The organism is Roseateles sp. (assembly GCF_019237615.1).
Taxonomy (GTDB): Bacteria; Pseudomonadota; Gammaproteobacteria; order Burkholderiales; family Burkholderiaceae_C; genus Pelomonas.
The window spans coordinates 13835-35956 of sequence record NZ_JAFAGT010000101.1; the positions used below are offsets into that span (position 1 = coordinate 13835).

General features: G+C 68.9%; 22 protein-coding genes and 1 pseudogene. 11 read left to right on the top strand and 12 right to left on the bottom strand.

Going from position 1 to position 22122, the window contains the following annotated elements:
- Positions 1-39: 39 nt before the first annotated feature.
- The 3 genes from mreD to JOY88_RS21580 are packed head-to-tail and all read right to left on the bottom strand — an operon-like array spanning position 40 to position 2626.
- On the bottom strand, positions 40-561 hold the full coding sequence (mreD, locus tag JOY88_RS21570) for a rod shape-determining protein MreD (protein WP_293504707.1): 522 nt from the start codon (positions 559-561) through the stop codon (positions 40-42).
- Positions 558-1550 (bottom strand): rod shape-determining protein MreC, encoded by a 993-nt coding sequence (gene mreC, locus JOY88_RS21575; RefSeq protein WP_293504708.1) that lies wholly within the window; start codon positions 1548-1550, stop codon positions 558-560. The genes mreD and mreC overlap by 4 nt, the downstream gene beginning before the upstream one ends.
- Before the next feature lie 32 nt (positions 1551-1582).
- Entirely contained in the window at positions 1583-2626 is a 1044-nt protein-coding gene (locus tag JOY88_RS21580; RefSeq protein WP_293504709.1) for a rod shape-determining protein, read from the bottom strand.
- Between the two features lie 209 nt (positions 2627-2835).
- On the opposite strand from JOY88_RS21580, the gene gatC reads away from it, so the two are divergent.
- The 3 genes from gatC to gatB are packed head-to-tail and all read left to right on the top strand — an operon-like array spanning position 2836 to position 6069.
- Positions 2836-3135 carry an Asp-tRNA(Asn)/Glu-tRNA(Gln) amidotransferase subunit GatC gene (gene gatC, locus JOY88_RS21585; RefSeq protein ID WP_293504710.1) on the top strand — a complete coding sequence of 100 codons (300 nt, stop codon included), beginning with the start codon at positions 2836-2838 and terminating at the stop codon, positions 3133-3135.
- The gene (gene gatA, locus JOY88_RS21590) at positions 3132-4622 is read left to right on the top strand and encodes an Asp-tRNA(Asn)/Glu-tRNA(Gln) amidotransferase subunit GatA (RefSeq protein ID WP_293504711.1); all 1491 of its coding nucleotides are present in this window, start codon (positions 3132-3134) and stop codon (positions 4620-4622) included. Before gatC ends, gatA begins: the two co-directional genes overlap by 4 nt.
- A gap of 1 nt (position 4623) precedes the next feature.
- Positions 4624-6069, top strand: a complete 1446-nt coding sequence (gene gatB, locus JOY88_RS21595) for an Asp-tRNA(Asn)/Glu-tRNA(Gln) amidotransferase subunit GatB (RefSeq protein WP_293504712.1) — start codon at positions 4624-4626, stop codon at positions 6067-6069.
- Positions 6070-6175: 106 nt separating this feature from the next.
- Here the strand turns inward: gatB and JOY88_RS21600 are convergent, their stop codons facing one another.
- The 3 genes from JOY88_RS21600 to JOY88_RS21610 all read right to left on the bottom strand — a co-directional run bounded on the left by JOY88_RS21600 (position 6176) and on the right by JOY88_RS21610 (position 9825).
- The gene (locus JOY88_RS21600; protein WP_293504713.1) at positions 6176-6859 is read right to left on the bottom strand and encodes a hypothetical protein; all 684 of its coding nucleotides are present in this window, start codon (positions 6857-6859) and stop codon (positions 6176-6178) included.
- Positions 6859-7527, bottom strand: a complete 669-nt coding sequence (pyrE, locus tag JOY88_RS21605; protein WP_293504714.1) for an orotate phosphoribosyltransferase — start codon at positions 7525-7527, stop codon at positions 6859-6861. The genes JOY88_RS21600 and pyrE overlap by 1 nt, the downstream gene beginning before the upstream one ends.
- Before the next feature lie 72 nt (positions 7528-7599).
- On the bottom strand, positions 7600-9825 hold the full coding sequence (locus JOY88_RS21610) for a TonB-dependent receptor (protein WP_293504715.1): 2226 nt from the start codon (positions 9823-9825) through the stop codon (positions 7600-7602).
- Between the two features lie 105 nt (positions 9826-9930).
- Between JOY88_RS21610 and JOY88_RS21615 the strand changes: the two genes are divergently transcribed.
- The 6 genes and pseudogenes from JOY88_RS21615 to JOY88_RS23140 form a co-directional block, all read left to right on the top strand.
- Entirely contained in the window at positions 9931-10713 is a 783-nt protein-coding gene (locus JOY88_RS21615; protein WP_293504716.1) for an exodeoxyribonuclease III, read from the top strand.
- Positions 10714-10871: 158 nt separating this feature from the next.
- Positions 10872-11189, top strand: coding sequence for a hypothetical protein (locus JOY88_RS21620; protein ID WP_293504717.1), 318 nt, complete (start codon positions 10872-10874; stop codon positions 11187-11189).
- A 28-nt stretch (positions 11190-11217) separates the two neighbouring features.
- On the top strand, positions 11218-12021 hold the full coding sequence (locus JOY88_RS21625; protein ID WP_293504718.1) for a hypothetical protein: 804 nt from the start codon (positions 11218-11220) through the stop codon (positions 12019-12021).
- A gap of 120 nt (positions 12022-12141) precedes the next feature.
- Positions 12142-12693, top strand: coding sequence for a L,D-transpeptidase (locus JOY88_RS21630; RefSeq protein ID WP_293504719.1), 552 nt, complete (start codon positions 12142-12144; stop codon positions 12691-12693).
- Positions 12694-12826: 133 nt separating this feature from the next.
- Positions 12827-14383, top strand: coding sequence for a peptide MFS transporter (locus JOY88_RS21635; protein WP_293504720.1), 1557 nt, complete (start codon positions 12827-12829; stop codon positions 14381-14383).
- Positions 14362-14745, top strand: a pseudogene (locus JOY88_RS23140) (transposase domain-containing protein); the annotation flags it as partial. The gene JOY88_RS21635 and the pseudogene JOY88_RS23140, both read left to right, overlap by 22 nt.
- Here the strand turns inward: JOY88_RS23140 and JOY88_RS21640 are convergent.
- From JOY88_RS21640 to JOY88_RS21665, 6 genes are read right to left on the bottom strand one after another with little or no spacing between them, the layout of a single operon-like run.
- Positions 14746-15207, bottom strand: coding sequence for a hypothetical protein (locus tag JOY88_RS21640; RefSeq protein WP_293504721.1), 462 nt, complete (start codon positions 15205-15207; stop codon positions 14746-14748).
- Complete coding sequence (locus tag JOY88_RS21645; RefSeq protein ID WP_293504722.1) at positions 15204-15611, bottom strand: hypothetical protein; 408 nt, start codon at positions 15609-15611, stop codon at positions 15204-15206. The genes JOY88_RS21640 and JOY88_RS21645 overlap by 4 nt, the downstream gene beginning before the upstream one ends.
- Entirely contained in the window at positions 15596-15886 is a 291-nt protein-coding gene (locus JOY88_RS21650) for a hypothetical protein (RefSeq protein ID WP_293504723.1), read from the bottom strand. The genes JOY88_RS21645 and JOY88_RS21650 overlap by 16 nt, the downstream gene beginning before the upstream one ends.
- Entirely contained in the window at positions 15876-16421 is a 546-nt protein-coding gene (locus JOY88_RS21655) for a hypothetical protein (RefSeq protein ID WP_293504724.1), read from the bottom strand. The genes JOY88_RS21650 and JOY88_RS21655 overlap by 11 nt, the downstream gene beginning before the upstream one ends.
- The gene (locus JOY88_RS21660; RefSeq protein WP_293504725.1) at positions 16385-17032 is read right to left on the bottom strand and encodes a hypothetical protein; all 648 of its coding nucleotides are present in this window, start codon (positions 17030-17032) and stop codon (positions 16385-16387) included. The genes JOY88_RS21655 and JOY88_RS21660 overlap by 37 nt, the downstream gene beginning before the upstream one ends.
- Positions 16972-17403: a hypothetical protein gene (locus tag JOY88_RS21665; protein ID WP_293504726.1), complete on the bottom strand. Its 432-nt coding sequence runs from the start codon at positions 17401-17403 to the stop codon at positions 16972-16974. Before JOY88_RS21665 ends, JOY88_RS21660 begins: the two co-directional genes overlap by 61 nt.
- 219 nt (positions 17404-17622) lie before the next feature.
- Here JOY88_RS21665 and JOY88_RS21670 point away from each other — a divergent pair, with 219 nt between their 5' ends.
- Positions 17623-18813, top strand: coding sequence for an efflux RND transporter periplasmic adaptor subunit (locus JOY88_RS21670; protein WP_293504727.1), 1191 nt, complete (start codon positions 17623-17625; stop codon positions 18811-18813).
- Between the two features lie 18 nt (positions 18814-18831).
- Positions 18832-22122, top strand: a complete 3291-nt coding sequence (locus JOY88_RS21675) for an efflux RND transporter permease subunit (protein ID WP_293504728.1) — start codon at positions 18832-18834, stop codon at positions 22120-22122.

Genomic DNA, 22122 nt, shown 5'->3' on the forward strand with positions numbered 1-22122 from the left:
CCGGCCCGGGCGCCCGGGCGGCATGGGAGCTCGGCGACGTCATAGCGGCCGGTTGGCGTCGCGGTCCGGCGCGCGGCGCTGCGGCGCCAGCAGCAGCACGCTCGCCACCGGCCACAGCACGGCCTCGAAGACCGGCGCCAGCAGCATGCCCCAGCCCGGCCACATGCCGCCGACGAGCATGCGCACGACCAGCGCCAGCGCATGCGCGGCGAAGAAAAGCGGCAGCACCTGCACGGCCTGGGCGCCCAGCGGGAACCAGGTCAGGCGGCGGTGCAGCAGGATGGCGCCATAGCTCAGGCCGCTGTAGGCCAGCGCATGCTGGCCCAGCAGGGCGCCATCGTGCACGTCGATGAGCAGGCCGAACACGAAGGCCCACAGCACGCCGACGCGGCGCGGCTGGTGCACGCCCCAGAACACGAGCACGACGGCCAGCACGTCCGGCATCGCCGCGAGCCGGCCGGCCGGCACCATGTCTATCGTCAGCGCGACCAGCAGCGTGAAGGCGATGAACCAGGGGTTGGCCGGCAGCAGCAGCTGGTCGGCGGCGCGCGGCATGATCATGGCGCGGCTCCCGAGGCCTTCGCCGCGGCCTTCTCGGCGCGTTCGGCCTTCTTGGCGGCGCGCGCGCTGGCCTTGGCCGCGGCGGCCGACGCGGCCTCGTCCGCCGCGGCGACCTCGGCTTCCCGCTTGGCGGCCAGGTGGCGGTCCTGAGGCAGCAGCACCAGCACATGGCGGGCGCTGTCGGGCTGGGCGATGGGCGCGAGCAGCACCTGGGCGAAGCTGGAGTCGCCACGGCGCTCGACGACGGTGACCCGGGCAACCGGCAGGCCCGGTGGGTAGACGCCGTCCAGCCCCGAGGTCGTCATCAGATCTCCGACCTTGATGTCCGCGTTCGCGGCCAGGAAGCGCAGCTCCATGCCCGTGCCGTCCGAGCGGCCGACGGCGGCATTGCGCATCTGCGTACGCGAATTCAGCAGCGGTATGGCGGCATCCTTGTCCGTCAGCAGCGTGACCTCGCTGGACAGCGGGTAGACGCGCGTCACCTGGCCCAGCACGCCGGCCTCGTTGATCACCGGCGAGCCGGCGGCCACGCCCTGGGTGGCGCCGTGGTCGATGACGACGCGGCGGGAGAAGGGGTCGGGCGCCTCGAACAACACCTCGGCCGGGATGGACGGCACGTTCAGCGAGGGCTTCAGGCCCAGCAGCTTGCGCAGGTGGTCGTTCTCGGCCTGCAGCGCATCGGCGCGCGACAGGCGTTCAGCCTGTGCGCTGAGCTGGCGCTTGGCGAGGTCCTCGGCGGCCATCGCCCGCTGGGTGCCGCGCATGTAGCCGCCCAGGGTGTCCCAGGCGTCCACGGGCGCCAGCAGCAGGCGCTGCACGGGATGCAGCACGAGGGCGAAGCTGGCGCGCACGGGCTGCATCAGCTTGAAGCGGGCGTCGGCCACCATCATCAGCAGCGCCAGCGCCGAGCACAGCGCGAGCTTGGTCAGCGCCGACGGACCCTGGCGGAAGAACGGCGGTGGCGTGCGGTCTAGGGTGCCGAGGGGCATGGCGCGCCGGGCGGCGTATCAGGAGGTTGGGCTTATTCCGACGTGAAGATGGAGCCCAGGCGCTCCATGCGCTCCAGCGCCATGCCGCAGCCGCGCACCACGCAGGTCAGCGGGTCTTCGGCCACCAGCACCGGCAGGCCGGTCTCCTCGGACAGCAGTCGGTCCAGGTCGCGCAGCAGCGCGCCGCCGCCGGTCAGCATCATGCCGCGCTCGGCGATGTCGGCGCCCAGCTCGGGCGGGGTCTGTTCCAGCGCGTTCTTCACGGCGGAGACGATCTGGTTCAGCGGGTCGGTCAGCGCTTCCAGGATCTCGTTAGACGAGATCGTGAAGCTGCGCGGCACGCCCTCGGCGAGGTTGCGGCCCTTGACCTCCATCTCCTTGACCTCGCTGCCGGGGAAGGCGGAACCTATGGTCTTCTTGATGGCCTCGGCGGTCTGTTCGCCGATCAGCATGCCGTAGTTGCGGCGGATGTAGTTGGTGATGGCCTCGTCGAACTTGTCGCCGCCGACGCGCACGCTGCCCTTGTAGACCATGCCGCCCAGCGAGATGACGCCCACCTCGGTGGTGCCGCCGCCGATGTCGACGACCATGGAGCCCGAGGCCTCGGCCACCGGCAGGCCGGCGCCGATGGCGGCGGCCATGGGTTCCTCGATCAGGTAGACCTCGCTGGCGCCGGCGCCCAGGGCGGCGTCGCGGATGGCGCGCTTCTCGACCTGGGTGGAGCCGCAGGGCACGCAGATGATGATGCGCGGGCTGGGCTTGAAGGTCTTGCTGTCGTGGACCATCTTGATGAACTGCTTGATCATCTGTTCGGTCACGACGAAATCGGCGATGACGCCGTCCTTCATCGGGCGGATCGCCTCGATGTTGCCGGGCACCTTGCCCAGCATGGCCTTGGCCTCGCGGCCGACGGCCTGGATGGTCTTCTTGCCGTTAGGGCCGCCCTCGTGGCGGATCGAGACGACCGAGGGCTCGTCGAGGACGACGCCCTTGCCGCGCACATAGATCAAGGTGTTGGCGGTGCCGAGGTCGATGGCGAGGTCGGTGGAGAAGTAGCGGCGCAGTGAGGCGAACATGGTGTGGCGCAGGGAACCTCGCCGGCGGGCGCGGCTCGAAAACGGGGGGGCTGAATATGCAGCGAGGCCGCCCGGCCGGCGACAAAATGCGTCGCTGAATGGGCAGCCCCGAAGGCCATGGAGATGGGCGGCGATAATAACCGATCACCCCATTCTGAGGCCCGCTAACGCTAGGTTTCTGGCTTCAGGTTTACATCTGAAAACCCTTCATGAGTCTCACCCCTGACGACGTGAGCCGCATCGCCCATCTGGCCCGGCTGGAACTGCAACCGGCCGAGTCCGAGGCGCTGCTGGGCAACCTGAACGACTTCTTCAAGATCGTGGACCAGATGAGCGCCGTCGACACCGCCGGCATCGAGCCGCTGTACACGCCGCTGTCGGCCATCCAGCAGGTGCAGCTGCGCCTGCGCGACGATGTCGTCACCGAGAGCAACCAGCGCGAAGCCAACCAGCGCAGCGCCCCGGCCGTCGAGGACGGCCTCTTCCTCGTTCCCAAGGTCATCGAATGAAGCCCGTTCACGACATGGGCGTGGCCGAGCTGGCCGCCGCCCTGAAGACCCGCGCCCTGTCCAGCCGCGAGGCGGTGCAGGCGCTGCTGGATCGCATCGCCACCCACGACCGGGCGCTGGGCGCCTTCCTGCACGTCGACGCCGAGGGTGCGCTGGTCCGTGCCGCCGCCGCCGACGCGGCGCTGGCGGCCGGCAATGGCGGCGCGCTGACCGGCGTGCCGCTGGCGCACAAGGACATCTACGTCACGGCCGACATGCCGACGACGGCGGGCTCCAAGATGCTGGACGGGTACCGCAGCCCCTTCGACGCGACGGTTGTCGCCCGGCTCAACACCGCCGGCACCGTGTCCCTCGGCAAGCTGAACTGCGACGAGTTCGCGATGGGCTCGGCCAACGAGAACAGCGCCTGGTTCCCGGCCCACAACCCCTGGGATGTCGGCCGCGTGCCGGGCGGCTCGTCGGGCGGCTCGGCCGTGGCCGTGGCCGCGCGCCTGGTGCCCGGCGTGACCGGCACCGATACCGGCGGCTCCATCCGCCAGCCGGCCAGCTTCACCGGCATCACCGGCATCAAGCCGACCTACGGCGTGTGCTCGCGCTACGGCATGATCGCCTTCGCGTCCAGCCTGGACCAGGCCGGCCCCATGGCCCGCTCGGCCGAGGATTGCGCGCTGCTGCTGTCCGCCATGAGCGGCTTCGACGAGCGCGACGCGACCAGCGTGCAGCAGCCGCCGCAGGATTTCCATGCGCAGATGCTGGCGGCCCGGGAGGGGGCGTCGGCGGGCCGGCCGCTGGCGGGCCTGCGCATCGGCCTGCCCCGGGAGTTCTTCCCGGCCGGCCTGTCCGCCGACGTCAACGCCGCCGTGCGTGCCGGCCTGGCCGAGCTGGAGAAACTGGGCGCTACGCTGGTGGACGTCAGCCTGCCGCGCACCGAGCTGGCCATCCCCGTCTACTACATCATTGCCCCGGCCGAGGCCAGCTCGAATCTCTCGCGCTTCGACGGCGTCAAGTTCGGCCACCGCGCGGCCCAGTACGACGACCTGCTGGACATGTACAAGAAGACGCGCGCCGAGGGCTTTGGCACCGAGGTGAAGCGCCGCATCATGATCGGCACCTATGTGCTGTCGCACGGCTACTACGACGCCTACTATCTGCAGGCGCAGAAGCTGCGCCGCATGATCGCGGACGACTTCCAGCAATGCTTCACGCAGTGCGACCTGATCGCCGGCCCGGTGGCGCCCACCGTCGCCTGGAAGCAGGGCGAGGGCAAGGACGACCCGACCCAGGCCTATCTGGCCGACATCTTCACGCTGCCGGGCTCGCTGGCCGGCCTGCCCGGCATGAGCGTGCCGGTGGGCGCGGGCGAAGGCGGCATGCCCGTGGGCCTGCAGCTGATCGCCAACTACTTCAAGGAGGGGCAACTGCTGCATGCGGCGCACGCCCTTCAGCAAGCCACCGACTGGCACCAGCGTGCCCCGGCGGGGATCTGACATGACCAGCAAACTCATCCGCGGCTACGAGGTCGTCATCGGCCTCGAGAACCACGTCCAGCTCTCCACGCAGAGCAAGATCTTCAGCGGCAGCTCGACCGCCTTTGGCGCGGCGCCCAACACCCAGGCCTCGCCGGTGGACCTGGCCCTGCCCGGCACGTTGCCGGTGCTGAACCGCGCGGCCGTCGAGCGCGCGATCCGCTTCGGCCTGGCGGTCGGCGCCAAGGTCGCGCCGCTGTCCATCTTCGCGCGCAAGAACTACTTCTATCCCGACCTGCCCAAGGGCTACCAGATCTCGCAGTTCGAGATCCCGGTGGTGCAGGGCGGCGCTGTCGAGTTCTTCGTCGGCGACGTCAGGCACAAGGTCAACCTGACCCGCGCCCACCTCGAGGAGGACGCGGGAAAGAGCCTGCACGAGGACTATCACGGCCAGTCCGGCATTGACCTGAACCGCGCCGGCACGCCGCTGCTGGAGATCGTCTCGGAGCCCGACATGCGCTCGGGCGCCGAGGCCGCCGAGTACGCCAAGACGCTGCATGCGCTGGTGATGTGGCTGGGCATCTGCGACGGCAACATGCAGGAAGGCTCGTTCCGCTGCGATGTCAATGTGTCGGTGCGCAAGCCCGGCGAGCCCTTCGGCACGCGCCGCGAGATCAAGAACCTCAACAGCTTCCGCTACCTCGTCGACGCGGTGAACTACGAGGTCAACTGGCAGATCGACGAGATCGAGGACGGCCGCAAGATCCAGCAGGCGACCGTGCTCTACAACCCCGACACCGGCGAGACCCGCGCGATGCGCAGCAAGGAGGACTCGGCCGACTACCGCTATTTCCCCGACCCCGACCTGCCGCCGCTGGTCATCGCGCCGGAATGGGTGGAGCGCGTGAAGGGTGAGATGCCCGAACTGCCGGCCGTGATGGCCGCCCGCTTCGAGAGCGCCGACGGCCTGCCGGCCTACGACGCGACGATGATGACGCAGAGCCTGGCCACGGCCCGCTACTACGAGGCCGCCAAGGCCGCGGGAGCGACGCCCAAGCTGGTCGCCAACTGGGTCATGGGCGAGATCAGCAAGCGGCTCAACGCCAGCGGCGGCGAGATCGACGCCGCGCCGGTCGGCCCCGAACTGCTGGCCAGGCTCATCGCCCGCATCGCCGACGGCACCATCTCCAACAACGCCGCCAAGCAGGTGTTCGAGGCGCTGTGGTCGGGTGAGGCCGGCGACGTGGATGCCGTCATCGAGGCCAAGGGCCTGAAGCAGGTCAGCGACACCGGCGCCATCGAGGCCATCCTCGACGAGGTGCTGGCGGCCAACCCCAAGTCGGTGGACGAGTACCGTGCCGGCAAGGACAAGGCCTTCAACGCGCTGGTGGGCCAGGCCATGAAGGCGACCAAGGGCAAGGCCAACCCGGCCCTGGTCAACGAGCTGCTGAAGAAGAAGCTGGGCTAGGGCGTCGGACAGTCCTGGGGACTGTCCGGCGCCTTGCGAAGGGCCGCCGCCATCGCGCGGCGGCGGGCATCGGCCGACGGCCAGGGGCGGCCGTCGGCTGCCCGCTTCAGCGCCTGGGCGTCGTGGACGGCACCGTCTGCGGCAGGTCGTCCAGCGGCGGCAGCGAGCCCGGCGCCGCACCGGCCCACAGCTTCTTCAGCCGCGCCAGCTCGGCATCGAAGCGCGCGTTGATGCGCACCAGCTCGGCCTTCTGGTTCTCGATGAGGACCTGCTGGGCCTCGACGCCGGCGTCGTTGGCGTCCAGCGCCTGCTTGAGCTTGGCCGGCGGCGGCCTGCCCTTGTAGAACTCCGCCTCGTCCAGCAGCGGCTTGCGCTCGACGGTCAGGTCCTTGATGCGGCGCTCGGACAGCCGCATGGCCTTGTTGGCATCGTCCAGGGCCGCGTTGCGCGCGCGCAGGTGAGCCGCTTCGTTCGGATAGCGCAGCATCAGCGTGCGGTCGCGGCGGACGGCGTCCTGCTGGGCGACGCGTTCGGCTGCGGCGCGGCGGTCGGCGGCTTCCTTGGCGGCGCGCTCCTCGGGGCTGAGGAAGGGCGGCAGCGTCGAGCGCTGCGAGCCGTCGGGGTTGAGCACGCGCTGCTCGCGCGCGGTGCATTCGGCGATGGGCCGGTCGCTGGTCAGCTTGCGACCCTCGGCGGTCGTGCAGGTGTAGATGCCCCGGCCGGGCGCGCCGTCCTGGGCCAGTGCGGCGCCGGCGGCGAGGAATGCTGCGACGACGGACAGGGGGTGCATCAGATGCCGTACCGCTCTCGATAGGCCAGCACGGCCGGCCGGTGCGCGGCCAGCTCGGGCGCTCCCTCCAGATAGGCCAGCAGGTCGGCCAGGCCCGCCACGGCGACGACGGGCAGGCCATAGCGCTGCTGCACCTGTTGCACGGCCGACAGCGGGCTGTCGACGCCGCCCTCGGCCGCCTTCTCCTGGCGGTCCAGTGCGATAGACACCCCGCAGGGCGTGGCGCCGGCGGCCTCGATCATCTGGATGGACTCGCGCACCGAGGTGCCGGCGGAGATGACGTCGTCGATGATGAGCACGCGGCCCTTGACCGGCGCGCCCACCAGGGTGCCGCCCTCGCCGTGATCCTTGGCCTCCTTGCGGTTGTAGGCAAAGGGCAGGTTGTGGCCGCGGCGAGCCAGCTCCATGGCGACGGCGGCGGCCAGCGTGATGCCCTTGTAGGCGGGGCCGAAGATCATGTCGAAGGCCAGGCCCGAGGCGATCAGGCGTTCGGCGTAGAAGCCGGCGAGGCGGCCGAGCTTGGCGCCGTCGTCGAACAGGCCGGCGTTGAAGAAGTAGGGGCTGAGCCGGCCGGCCTTGGTCTTGAACTCGCCGAAGCGCAACACGCCCGCCTGCACGGCAAAGGCGACGAAGGACTGGGCGAGGGCATCGGTGGGCGCGGCGGACATGGCAAAGATTCTAGGGGGCGGAAAAAAAGCCCGGCACTCGGGAAGTGCCGGGCTCGCGGGGAGCCGCTCCCTTCAGAACGAGGCCTTGAACTGCGCGCCGTAGGTGCGCGGGTCGTTGATGAAGCCGGTCAGGTTGTTGAAGTCGATCGCACCGGTCACGCGGATCTGGTTGGTGATGTTGCGCGCGAAGCCGGCCACCTCGTACTTGCCGTTGCCGAACACATAGCCCAGGCGCAGGCCGCCTTCGGTGAGCGCCTTGCCGGTGAACTCGATGGACTGGTAGAGGAAGAAGTTGACCCGGGAGCGGTAGGCCCAGTCGGTGTAGACATAGATCTCGCTGCCGCCGGGCAGCGGCCAGGTGTAGCGCGCCGTCAGGTTGGCGGTCCAACGCGGCGCCTGGGGCAGCTGGTTGCCGTCGATGTAGAACTCGCCGCCGCCGGCCGGGCGGTTGGTCACGGTGCAGCCGCCGCCGCAGCCGGCCACGATCAGGTTGGGGTCGCGGATCTTGGCGTCGTTGAAGCTGCCGCCCAGCGTGATGAACAGGTTCTCGGTGGGCAGCACCTCGAGGTTGAGTTCGACGCCCTGGCCGCGCGCCTTGTTGGCGCTCTTGACGGTGTTGCTGTTGCCGCCGCCGCCGACCTCGGTGAGCTGCAGGCCCTTGACCTCGTAGCTGAACAGGCTGGCCGACAGGCGGGCGCGGCGGTCCCACAGGTCGCTCTTCACGCCGATCTCGTAGGAGGTCAGCGTTTCCTGCTTGGCCGTGGACATGGGGCCGAAGGCGGATGCCGGCAGGATGGCCGCGCCGCGGAAGCCGGTGCCGACACGGGCGTACAGGTTGGTTCCCTTGGCCAGCGCATAGGTGCCCGAGAGGTCCCAGGTGAGCTTGGAGTCCGCGGTGTGGGCCGACAGGCCGTTGGACGTGTCCAGCGGCACGTCCTTGGATTCGGTGGCGAGCGACTTCTTGTCGTGCGTGTAGCGCAGGCCGCCGCGCAGCTTGAGGTCCGGGCTGACCTCGTAGTTGACGGAGCCGAACAGCGCATAGGCCTGGTTGGTCTGGCGGGTGCGGGCCGAGGTGGTGGGGCCGCCGAAGATGGTGTCGTAGTTGGCGCTCTCGACGGTGTAGCGCTCGTCGAAGAAGTAGACGCCGCCCTGGTAGCGCAGCGGGCCGGTCGGGTTCAACTCGGCGCGGAACTCCTGGCTGAACTGGCGGTGGCCGTGCAGCGCATCGGACGTCTCGGACGAGAAGGGGATGAAGCCCGGGCCGTAGGGCGGCGCGTAGGAGGCGCCATAGCCGCCGTCCACGTCGCCGCGCGAGAAGGGCTGCACGGTCTCCAGCGCGGTGATGGAGTGCAGCGTCAGGTCGCCCAGGCTCCAGCGCAGCCGCGCATTGCCGCCGGTGGCGTGCAGGCGCTGCTCGTTCTTGCCGTCGAAGGCTGCCTTGGCCGGGTCGAAGCCATCGACCAGGTCGTTGGTGCCCGGCTTGATGATGTTGGCGCGGAACAGCCGCGGGCTGCCGTTCAGCTCGCGGTTGTGGATGTTGAACAGCGCCGAGAAGTCCTTGTGCGGCTCGTAGAGGAACTGCACCCGGATCGCGCGGTCGTCATAGCCCTCGGTCTTGGGGGTCTGGACCTTGGGCGCGGTGTTGGTCACCCAGTTGTCGCGGCGCTGGACCTGGGCCGAGATGCGCGCCGCCCATTCGCTGCCCAGCGGGATGTTGAAGGCACCGTCCACGTTGGCCGTGCCGCGGTTGCCATAGGAGAGGTTGATGAAGCCCTCCTGCCGCTTCAGGTCGGGCGGCATGGACTCGAACTTCACGACGCCGGCCGGCGTGTTGCGGCCGTACAGCGTGCCCTGCGGGCCGGCGACCACCTCGACGGCCTTCAGGTCGAACACCGGGAAGCCCTTCAGGATCGGGTTTTCCTGCACCACGTCGTCATAGATCAGCGACACCGGCTGCGACGCGTTCAGGCGGAAGTCGGTGTTGCCGTAGCCGCGGATGTAGAAGCGCGGGAAGGCGCGGCCGAAGCTGGATTCGATGTTCAGGCTGGGCACGCGGCCCGACAGGAAGCGCACGTCCTGGCCGCCGGAGGCGAGCACGTCGAGCTTCTCGCCGGCGATGGCGGTGACGGCCGTCGGCACCTCGTTGATGTTCTCGGCACGGCGCTCCGCCGTGATGACGACGGTCTCGAGCTGGGTGCGGTCCTTGGTGTCGTTCTGCGCCTGCGCGAGGGCCGGCGCAGCGAAGGCGGCGGACAGGGCCAGGACCAACACGGACGGGCGGGCAGGGGCGTACGGCATGGTGGTTGAGCGGAGGTGGCCTCGGGTGCAGGTGATTCTGCATGTCAGGGGTTGCGGCGTCGTCCTCGGTGTTGCGTTGCCGCCGCGCTGCCATACTCCGTCGCCATGCGATTCATTACCGCCAACCTCAACGGCGTGCGCTCCGCCGCCTCCAAGGGCTTCTTCGATTGGCTGGTCCAGCAGCAGGCCGACGCGGTCGGCGTGCAGGAACTCAAGGCGCAGGCCGACGTCGTCGAGGCCAAGTTCCGCCGCTGCGACAAGCTCGACGGCCATTTCCACTACGCCGAGAAAAAGGGTTACTCGGGCGTGGGGCTGTATGCCCGGGAAGAGCCCAGCGACGTCGTCACTGGGCTGGGCATCGCCGAGTTCGACAGCGAGGGCCGCTGGATCGAGAAGCGCTTCGACAAGCCCGGCCGCAAGCTCAGCCTCATCAGCGTCTACTTCCCCAGCGGCACCAGCGGCGAGGAACGCCAGGCGGTCAAGTACCGCTTCTTGGACGCGCTGTACCCGCACCTGCAGGCGCTGAAGGCCGAGCGCGAGTTCATCCTCGTCGCCGACGTCAACATCGCCCACAAGGAAATCGACCTGAAGAACTGGCGCGGCAACCAGAAGAACAGCGGCTTCCTGCCCGAGGAGCGTGCCTGGATGACGCGGCTGCTGGACGAAGGCGGCCTGGTCGACGTCTTCCGCACGCTGAACAAGAACGCCGAGCAGTACACCTGGTGGAGCAATCGCGGCAACGCGCGTGCCAACAACGTCGGGTGGCGGCTGGACTACCACCTCGCCACGCCCGGCGTCGCCGCGCTGGCGAGGGCCGAGGCCATCTACACCGGCCAGGCGTTCAGCGACCATGCGCCGCTGACCATCGACTACGACTTCTCCCTCTGAACCCTGACGGCTCCGTTGCGCGGCGTAACCAGCCGCTACGGGGTGGGGGTGTCTCCTACGGCGCGTTGGGCCGCGTGCCGACGTCGTGCGGCATGGGCAGGTCCTAGATTGGGTTGTGGCCGCTGGAAACACCCGGCCTCGCCTCAAAGGAGTCCCCCATGTCCCACCTCAAGACCGCCACCACCGCCTTGACCGCCGCCGTCCTCGTGGGCGGCATTGGCCTGGCATTCGCCCAGGGCCAGGACCCGAGCCCGCCTGCCGAGCCCATGACCGCGGCCCCGGCGGCGACCGTCAGCGAGCAGACGCCCGCCGATCCGAACGCGCCGCCGCCGGCCGACGCGAGCAAGCAGATGCCGCAGCAGACGCCGGCCGCGGACGACCCGGCCCGCGCCGCGTCGCCGCCCGACACCACCGTGTCGATGCCGAGCGAGCCGCCGGCGGCCGGCGAACCCGCCCCCCGCGCCGATCGCAACTGATCGCGCAGCCTGAGCGCCCGCGCCGACCATGCGATTCGGAGCGCGCGCCGAACTCGCCGCCGCCAGGCGGAGCGACATCCTTGTCGGCCTTTGCCAGGGCGGCCTCATCGCGGCGCTGGCACTGGCCCTGCTCTATCTGGTCTTCGGCGACCGGTTCAGGCTCCGGCCCGTGCCGGCGCCCGCCGCCCCTGCGGCCCTGGCGGTGCCGCGGCCCGTCATCGAGCGCCGCCTGGACTTCGGCAAGCTCCGCGCCCCCGGCGACGTGGGCCGCGTCGCGGCCTGGGCCGTGCGCGAGTCCGACAACGGCGACTCGCCCTTCGCCATCGTCGACAAGCGCCGCGCCCGGGTCTACGTCTTCGCGGCGGGCGGCCGCCTGCTCGGCACCAGCCCGGTGCTGCTGGGCTATGCGGCCGGAGACCTGTCGGTCGCGGGCATAGGCCAGAAGGCCATCGAGGACATCAAGCCTCATGAACGCACGACGCCGGCCGGCCGCTTCGTGTCGGAACCGGGCCGCAATGCGCTGGGTCAGGAGGTCGTCTGGGTCGACTACGGCGCGGCGGTGTCCATGCACCGCGTGCGCGCCACCAACCCCAAGGAGCGCCGCCTGGAGCGCCTGGCCTCGAAGACGGTGGCCGACAAACGCATCAGCTGGGGCTGCATCAACGTGCCGGTGGACTTCTTCGACCACACCGTCTGGCCCCAGTTCGGCCGCGGCCGCGCGGTCGTCTACGTGCTGCCGGAGAGCAGCCCGCTGAGCGCCTTCTTCCCCGCCGCCGCGCCGCCGCTGCTGGCCCAGGCCGGGGCGCGCCAAGGTAACAGCGCCGGACCGTGAATTCCTGGCCTGCCGGCTACAGGTCCCTGTTCCTAGACTGCCGCGCGGGTCTGGCGCGATGGTCGCGCCGCCCGGGACAAGGGGCGTCGAGTGGGCGGCAATCGGGCAGATCGGGTCGGGATGTGCGGCATCGTCGCCGCGTTGGGCCTGCTGGGCGCGGCCGACGCATGGGCCGAGGCCCGGCCGGTGGCGGCTGATGGCAGGGACGAGCGCCCCTTCGCCATCGTCGACAAGCGCGAGGCCACGCTGTCCGTCTACGCCGCCGACGGCCGCCTCGTCGGCCGCGCGCCGGCCCTGCTCGGGCTGACGCCGGGCGACGCCGAACTGCCCGGCTCGCGCGGCAAGGCGCCGTCGGCGCTGAGGCTCGACGAGCGCGTGACGCCGTCCGGCCGCTTCGAGGCCCGGCCGGGTCGCAACCTGGACGGCGAGCGCATCGTCTGGTTCGACTACGAGGCCCACCTCGCCATCCACCGGCTGCGCCCGGCGCCGGCCGGCCAGCGCCGGCCCCAGCGCCTGGCCTCGGCCAACCTGCAGGACCGCCGCATCACGCTGGGCTGCGTCGTCGTCGACCCGGCCTTCTTCGACCGCGTCGTGCTGCCGACGCTGGGTGCGGGCCCCAGCCTCGTCTACGTCCTGCCCGAGCGCGCGCCCCTCGTCGCCGCGGCGCCCTGAGCCTTCGACCCTGGTGGAAACCCGGGGCAATCCGTGGGCCGGGCGGTCCGGGAAAGCGCGTCTGCGGCGGGACAATCCCGGCCTTCCGCGGCGGGCCACCGCCCGCCTCCCCGGTTCATCTGGAACGACAGACGTGACGACCACATCCCCCGTGTCCGGCCAGGCGGCAGCCCGGCAAGCCGGCACCGCCATCCTCGGCCAGCCCAACCAGCTCTTTGTGCTCTTCTTCACCGAGATGTGGGAGCGCTTCTCTTACTACGGCATGCGCGCCCTGCTCGTGCTCTTCCTGGTCACCGAGGCCAGCAAGGGCGGCTGGGGCTGGAGCCGCTCCGACGCCACCAACCTCTACGGCTGGTACACCGGCCTGGCCTACCTGACGCCCATCCTCGGCGGCTATGTCGCCGACCGGCTGCTGGGCACGCGCCGCTCGGTGCTGCTGGGCGGCTTCGTCATCGCGGCCGGCCACATCGCCCTCTTCATGGATACGGTGCCGAGCTTCTATGCCGGCCTGGGCCTGGTGGTGCTGGGCACGGGCCTGTTCAAGCCCAACATCTCGGCCATCGTCGGCCAGCTCTACGGCAAGGACAACGAGGGTGCGCGCGACAGCGGCTACACGCTGTTCTACATGGGCGTCAACGCCGGCGCCTTCTTTGGCATCTCGCTGTGCGGCTACATCGGCGAGAAGATCTCCTGGAACCTGGGCTTCGGCCTGGCGGGCCTCTTCATGATCCTGGGCGCCATCCAGTTCTGGCTCAGCCAGGGCCTGTTCGGCCGCATCGGCGACAAGGTTGACGCTGCCAGGAAGCTGGTCGAGGAGAAGCTGGACGACACGCCCGAGCATGTCGTGGCCGACCGCCTGAAGGCCATCTTCGTGTTCTCCTTCTTCACGATCTTCTTCTGGTTCGCCTTCGAGCAGGCCGGCGGCTCCATGACCATCTTCGCCGCCGACTACACCGACCGCACGCTGGTCGGCACCAGCGGCCTGGTCTTCAAGATCATCAACACCGCGATGACGCTGGTGCCGGCGGCCATCCTGTCCTGGCTGCTGTTCAAGCTCTACCGCTCGACCGCCGGCAACTACGCCATGGCCAACGTGTCGCTGGCCGCCGCCTTCGCCATCATCTGGGGCCTGTGCCTGTGGATGCTGGGCCGCGAGTTCGCGATGGACCAGAGCGAGGTGCCCGCCACCTGGTTCGGCGTGCTGAACAGCTTCTTCATCGTCGTGCTGGCGCCGCTGTTCTCCAAGCTGTGGGAGAAGCACTGGAACCCGAGCGGCCCGGTCAAGTTCGGCGTCGGCCTGGTGCTGCTGGGCCTCGGGTTCGCGGTGCTGTCCTACGGCTCGGCCGGCATCCCGCAGGGCGCCAAGACGGCCCAGGTCAGCATGATGTTCCTGTCGCTGGCCTATCTCTTCCACACCATGGGCGAGCTCTGCCTGTCGCCGGTGGGCCTGTCCTACATCTCCAAGCTGGCGCCGACGCGCCTGTTGGGCCTGATGTTCGGCGTCTGGTTCCTGAACACCGCCATCGCCAACAAGATCGCCGGCTCCACCGGCGCCTACATCGACCAGGTGTCCAGCCAGTACTCGATGTCGGTCTTCTTCCTGATCTTCACGATCATCCCCATCGGCGCCGGCGTCGTGCTGATGGCCATGACGCCGCTGATGAAGAAGTGGATGCACGGCGTGCACTGAACTGCACGCACTTTTCTTGTGCCCCAGGCCGCTTTCGGGCCAATGCCAGTCAGTTAAGCCCGAGAGCCGCTGACGTTAAAAAGGGAACGTGTTGGACACGTTCCCTTTTTGCTTTGAGACTGCTCCAGAGTGCCCTTGATGAGACCCTGCAACATGCACCGCCCGATGCCTATGCGCAGTTGGCGAGATTGATCGACCGGGAGTGGATCGAGCAGGCGCTTGGCGCCAGCGGCAAGGCCAGCATCCGGCGCCGCAAGTTGCCCGCCGAGCATGCGGTCTGGCTCGTGATCGGGCTGTCGCTGTACCGGCAACTGCCGATGTGGCTGGTGGTGCAGCCGTTGTCGTTGAGCCTGGACGACAAGTCACTGCCCGCACCCAGCGCCAGCGTGCAAGCTCGCCAGCGCCTGGGCTGCGAGCTCCTTGCAGGAGCTGTTCGGGTTGCTCATGCAGGGCTGGAGCCGTCCGAGCGTGACACCCGAGCTGCGCGTTCTGGCGGTTGACGGCGTGGTCTGGTTGGCACCCGACACGCCCGAGAACCGCTCGGAGCTGGGTAGCTGCGCCACCCAGCACGGGCCATTGCCCTGGCCGCAGGTGCGCGCGGTTTGCCTGTGGACACCCCAGCAGTTCCACGCCGCGCCATGCGTCTTTTTCAGGCGCTGCCAGCTCTCGGGCTGTGTGGTCTCCACCCAGGCCAGCAGGTCGGGCATGAACAGGCCGTCGGCGCGGTCGAACAACGCCGCATCGCCTTCGGCGTGCAGCCAGTCGTGGGCGACCAGGTGGCCGCAGATTTCGGTCTCGAAATGGTGTTCCCGGTGCAGGTTCATCGGCTCAGGGCTTTCAGGCGTTCCAAGATGAGGCCGGCGCGTTCCGGCTCGGCTATCAGGCCCGGCAGCACATTGGCGAAGTCCGGGTTCTTCAGCAGTTGGGCAAAGGCAGCGGCCACCGCTTGTCGCAACTCGGCGGGGGCGGCTTCCATCTCATCGGCCAGTTCCTCGCGCCCGTCGACGATGTTCAGCACGTCTTCGAGGTCATGGCTCGTCACGAAGTCGCCACCACCACGGCTGGCGAAGGCTTCGAGCTTGGTCGCCACGAAGGCGACGGTGCTCACCAGCCGAATCGCCACGCCCGCCCCTAAGTCCACGGATACGGCGGTGTCCACCGCATAGGGATACCAGCGGTTCGTAAAGCCCAACAACTCAGGCTGCACCGGCATCAAGTCGAAGAGCACGCCGAAGCTTTGTGCACCCAGCGGCAAATCACATCGCTGCTGACGTCGCGCGCAAACCCGCGCGCCGCCACGGCTTCCTCGATGCGATGGAACAAGGCGCGGCTGGCATTCACCACCGCGTCCACATCGCGGGTGGCGCGCACCGGGTCGGCCAGCGGGTCGGTGACGAGCAGGCCGGCCACGGCGCCGCCGACAAACACCACCTGTTCGCGCAGGTCGCCCAGGGCCTCGGCGATGCTGCGCAGATAGGGCAGGTTCGGGTCATCAGCGCGCATCGGCAGCTCCGGCGTCAAAGCGCATCAACTCGGCTTCCATCAGCTTCGCGGCCAGCGTCCGCTCGCGTGCCCGCCCGATGCGCAAGGCATCCAGCAGGGCCAGCAAGCGATGCAGGGCCGGGTCGGCCAGTGCGGCCTGCGGTGCGGTCCGATATAGAGGCGAGAGCGTAGGCCCCTTGGCGCTGCCGGTGGGGTGGGCCCACACGGGCGCCTCCCCGGCTGCCACCGTCATCTGACTGGCCAGCGGCTCAGCACCGAACGACGTCGGCACGCCGCGCTTGACTGGCCCCGGTGTGGCCGGCCAGATGTAGCGCACGCCGTGCAGGATGAACTCCAGCAGGTTGGGCCTGACCGGCGACCATTCGCCGCGAGCTGGCGCCAAGGCCAGGCCGGAGGCCACCGCACGCTTCACGCTGGCGTGGGCCTCCGAAGCGCTCATGGCCAGGGCTTCGCCCAGCGCGGCATAGGTCCAGCGCTGCGGTGGATGCGCAGCCACCTTCAGCAGCACCAGCAGGTCTTGAGGTTTGAGGTACATCGAGCTTGATATTTGCTATTCGCGAATTGCGAATGTCGCCGATGGCGCTTGTTTGGGCAAGACGAAGTTCGCAGCGCCGCGCTTCCAAACGGGCGGCTACATCTTCTTGGCCGCGCCGCCAGGGCAGTGAACGGTTCGTTGATGGACGCCTGCAGCCGGCCCACACCAACGTACATTTCACCGGGCGCCGGTGAGAATTGCTTGCCTCCCCCATACTTCTCCTCGCCATAGCGAAACGCCATCGAGCCTGGGGCGAGCGCAGCAAGCTCGTTCAGCCGTGCCGTAATCCAGCCCGGCACTTCCTGCTGATATTTCTCACGGACAAGGGTCTTCAGGTCAGCACCCCGCGCATCCAGCCTGTGGTGGGTGCTACCGTTTCGCAACAGCGCCTTCAGCGCCAGTTCCAGCGCATGTCGATACAAGAACAGCACGGGACTGGCGAGGCGGAAGTCCTCCTGCTCCTGGCGCTTGATGGCCTCGGCAAGAAACTTGGCCGCGTGCAGATACTGCTCGGCCATCTCCAGCGTGGTTGGAATGAACTCCCCGCCGACTACAAATCCGTGCGGTCCCGACGAAGCATCCTCCCGTTGATGCTCTTCGGAATGCTCCACGAAGAGAGGCGCATGGCGCTCTCGACAAACGGCGAGACGCCAACCGACTGGCCAAACGAGACCTGAACTACCCACGCCGACTTTGAAAACCGGCTCTGCAGGGCCAAGATGCGGTCCTTGTTCCCCATGCCGACAACGCGCTCAGTCAGCTCCGCAACAACCTTGCGCCAAAGAGCCGCCGCAAAGATGGCGTCCGTGGTGAAGTAGAAGCGGGCAAACGCAGAGGCAAGGCGGGCGAAGCGGCGCCCAGGCCTGGCTTGGACGAACTGGTCCGGAACCAAGTGTTCGTCGAACACTCGGTTCATGTCCCGGTCGGACAGCTCCGCGATGTAGGCGGCTTCTGCGCTTGGAACGAAAACGGTGGGAGGCATGGCAAACATTCCGATGTGTCAGAGGTATATGGCACTACCCCCGGCGGCCATAAGCCCCGGCTCTGTTACATCGCTTGGGCCATTTGCGTAGTAAGACCCTGGGTCAGGGTTTGGGGCTGTTGACAAGGAATGTCAGCAGCTTGAATGGGCTTTCAGGTTTGGGGTGACGGAGCGGGGGGTGAAATGCTTACAGTCGCCGCCTTGCCCTCGGAGCCCTCCATGACGAAGAAAAACCTGGCCCTGACCTTGACCCCCCTCGTGGTCGTCCTGCTCGCCGCCTGCGGCCAGAAGCCGGAAGGCGCCGGCGGCCATGGCGGCCCGCCGCCCGTATCGGTTGCGCCGGCCACGCAGCGCGAGGTGCAGGAATTCGACGAGTTCACCGCCCGCCTGGAGGCGCCCGACACGGTCGAGGTGCGCGCCCGCGTGGCCGGCACCCTCGAGGCGGTGCGCTTCAAGGAAGGCCAGGTCGTGAGGAAGGGCGACCCGCTGTTCAGCATCGATGCGCGCGGCTTCAAGGCCGATGTGACCCGCTCCGAGGCGCAGATCGCGGCAGCAAAGACCCAGGCCGAGCTGGCTCGCGCCGACCTGGCGCGCTCCGAGAAGCTGGTCAGCATCAACGCCGTGAGCCAGCAGGAGATCGACCAGCTGCGCGCCGCGCTGCGCAGCGCCGAGGCCAATCAGAAGGCCGCCGAGGCCGCCCTGGTGCAGGCCAGGCTCAACGTCGAGTACGCCAACGTGACGGCGCCCGTCGGCGGCCGCACCTCGCGCGCCAACGTGACGCCCGGCAACCTCGTCGGCGTGGGCGACACGGTGCTGACCACGCTGGTCTCCAGCGACAAGGTCTACGCCTACTTCGACGCCAGCGAGGCGACCTACCTGAAGTACATGCGCATGGCCAAGCCCGTGCTGACCGCCGTGCAGATGGGCCTGTCCAACGAGCAGGGCTACCCGCACACCGGCAAGCTGGACTTCGTCGACAACCGCCTGAACCCGGCCACGGCCTCCATCCGCGCCCGCGCGGTGTTCGACAACAAGGCCGGCCAGTTCACGCCGGGCCTGTACGCCCGCGTCAAGCTGGGCGGCAGCGGCAGCTACCAGGCCGTCGTCATCCCCGACCGCGCCATCACGACCGACCAGACGCGCAAGATCGTCCTCGTGGTCGGTGCCAACAACATCGTGCAGCCGCGCCCCGTCACGCCGGGCGCGCTGGTCGACGGCATGCGCGTCGTCGACGGCATCAAGGCTGGCGAGCTGGTCGTCGTCGACGGCCTGCTGCGTGCCTTCCCCGGCGCGCCGGTCACGCCCCAGGTGCTGAAGGTGGACGACAAGGGCATGCCCATCCCGGCCGCCCCTGCGGGCCAGCCGGGCGCCGCGCCCGCACCTGCCCCGGCTTCCGCCGTCTCGAAGTAATCCCAAGGCGGCACGCCCATGGACATCTCACGCTTCTTCATCGACCGGCCGCGCTTCGCGACCGTGTTGTCCCTGTTCGTCTTCCTGCTCGGCGCGCTGGCCATCCCGCTGCTGCCGGTCTCGGAATACCCCGAGGTCGCGCCGCCGCAGGTCGTCGTGCGCGCCCAGTACCCCGGCGCCAACCCGCGCGTCATCGCCGAGACGGTGGCCTCGCCGCTCGAGGAGCAGATCAACGGCCTCGAGAACGTGCTGTATTTCGAGAGCCAGGCCACCGGCGACGGCGGCATGACGCTGACCGTCACGTTCAAGATCGGCACCCACCCCGAGGCCGCCGAGACGGCGGTGCAGAACCGCATCAACCGCGCGCTGCCGCGGCTGCCCGACATCGTGCGCCAGATCGGCGTGACGACCGAGAAGTCCGCGCCCAACCTGACCATGGTGGTCCACCTCGTCAGCCCGGACAACTCGCGCGACGCCCTGTACCTGCGCAACTACGGCACGCTCAACGTCCGCGACGAGCTGCTGCGCATCCCCGGCATGGGCTCGGTGCTGAGCTTCGGTGCGGGCGACTACGCGATGCGCATCTGGCTGGACCCGAAAAAGCTGGCCGCCCGCAGCATGACGGCCGGCGAGGTCGTCGGCGCCATCCGCGAGCAGAACACGCAGGTCGCGGCCGGCGTCGTCGGCGCGTCGCCGTCGCCCAAGGGCACGGACTTCCAGCTTGCCATCAACGCCCAGGGCCGCCTGGCCAGCGAGGAGGAGTTCGGCAACATCATCATCCGCAGCGACACCAAGACCGGCGCCATGGTGCGCGTCAAGGACGTCGGCCGCGTCGAGATCAGCGCCAACACCTATGCGCTGCGCAGCCTGCTGAACAACAAGGAGGCCGCGGCCATCGCCATCTTCCAGGCGCCCGGCTCCAACGCGCTGTCCATCTCGGACAACGTGCGCCAGACCATGGAGCGCCTCAAGCCCGGTTTCCCGGCGGGCGTGGACTACGCCATCGTCTACGACCCGACCCGCTTCGTGCAGACCTCCATCGAGAAGGTCGTGCACACGCTGTTCGAGGCCGTCGCGCTGGTGGTGCTGGTCGTCATCATCTTCCTGCAGACCTGGCGCGCCTCGATCATCCCGCTGGTGGCGGTGCCGGTGTCCATCGTCGGCACCTTCGCGGTGCTGCTGCTGCTGGGCTTCTCCATCAACACGCTGACGCTGTTCGGCCTGGTGCTGGCCATCGGCATCGTCGTCGACGACGCCATCGTGGTGGTGGAGAACGTTGAGCGCAACATCCAGGACGGATTGACGCCGCATGCGGCCACCGTCAAGGCCATGCAGGAGGTCTCGGGCCCCATCATCGCCATCGCGCTTGTGCTGTGCGCCGTGTTCATCCCGCTCACGCTGGTGCCGGGCCTGTCGGGCCAGTTCTACAAGCAGTTCGCCGTCACCATCGCGATCTCGACGGTGATCTCGGCCTTCAACTCGCTCACGCTCTCGCCGGCACTCGCGGCCATCCTGCTGCGTCCGCATGACGCGCCCAAGGACGCGCTGATGCGCGGCATGGACAAGCTGTTCGGCGGCTTCTTCCACTGGTTCAACCGCGTCTTCCACCACCGCTCAGAGGACTATGGCCGCGGCGTGACCGGCATCCTCAAGCGCAAGTCGCTGGCGCTGCTGGTCTACGCGCTGCTGCTGGGCGCCACGGCGCTGCTGTTCACGCGCATCCCCAGCGGCTTCGTACCCGCGCCCGACAAGCAGTACCTGATCGGCATCGTGCAGCTGCCCGCCGGCTCCAGCCTGGATCGCACCGAGGAGGTCGTGCGGCGCATGAGCGAGATCGCGCTCAAGGTGCCCGGCATCGTCGACTCGGTGGCCTTCCCCGGCCTGTCCGGCGCCGGCTTCTCGGCCTCGCCCAACGAGGGCATCGTCTTCTTCGGCCTGGAGGGCTTCGACAAGCGCACCACGCGTGACAAGAGCAAGGAGGCCATCCTCGGTCAGGTCAACGGCGCCATCCAGCAGATCCAGGGCGCGCGCATGTTCGTCGTGCCGCCGCCGCCGGTCGACGGCCTGGGCATCGCCGGCGGCTTCAAGGTGCAGGTGCAGGACCGCAGCAGCCAGGGCGAGCAGGCCCTGTACGGCGCCGTCTGGGGAACGCTGGGCCAGGTCTACGGCAACCCCAAGACGTCGATAGGCACGCCTTACTCCAACTACGACATCAACGTGCCGCAGCTGTTCGCCAACGTGGACCGGGTGAAGGCCAAGCAGATGGGCGTGCCGCTGGGCTCCATCTACGACACGCTGCAGATCAACCTCGGCTCGCTGTACGTCAACGACTTCACCAAGTTCGGCAAGACCTACCAGGTCATCGTGCAGGCCGATGCGCCCTTCCGCGCCAAGGCCGAGGACATCACCCAGCTCAAGACCCGCAACGACGCCGGCGAGATGGTGCCGCTGGGCTCGCTGATGAGCGTGGAGCCCACCTTCGGCCCGACGCGCGTGGCGCGCTACAACGGCTTCCCGTCGGCGGACATCAACGGCGCGCCCAAGCCCGGCTTCTCCAGCGGCCAGGCCGAGGGCGAGATCGAGGCCTTGCTGAAGAACCTGCCGCGCGGCTTCGGCTACGAGTTCACCGACCTCAGCTACCAGGACCGCCTGACGCGCAGCGTCACCCTGCCGGTGCTGAACGTGCAGATCCCGACGCTGGCCGCGGTGCTGCTGTTCTCGGTGCTGCTGGTCATCCTCGTGCTGGCCGCCCAGTACGAGAGCTGGACGCTGCCGCTGGCCATCATCCTCATCGTGCCGATGTGCATCCTGTCGGCACTGTTCGGCGTCTGGCTGTCGCATTTCCCGCCGTTCATGCAGGCGGGGGACCTGAACATCTTCACGCAGGTGGCGCTGGTCGTGCTGGTGGGCCTGGCGTGCAAGAACGCCATCCTGATCGTCGAGTTCGCCAAGGAGCTGGAGGAGAACGGCAAGAGCATCCGCGAGGCCGTCATCGAGGCCTGCCGCCTGCGGCTGCGTCCCATCCTGATGACGTCCATCGCGTTCTGCGCCGGCGTCATCCCGCTGATCCTGGGCAGCGGCGCCGGCAGCGAGATGCGCCGCGCAATGGGCATCGCCGTGTTCGCCGGCATGCTGGGGGTGACCTTCTTCGGCATCTTCCTGACGCCGGTCTTCTACAGCCTGCTGCGCAGCGGCACCGAGAGGCGCCGCGCCCGCGCCGCGGCGCTGCGCGCCCAGGTCGACGCCTCGGCCCACGCCTTCCACCCCGGCGTCGATGACGAAGCCCCCACGAACACGAAGGGCCACTGA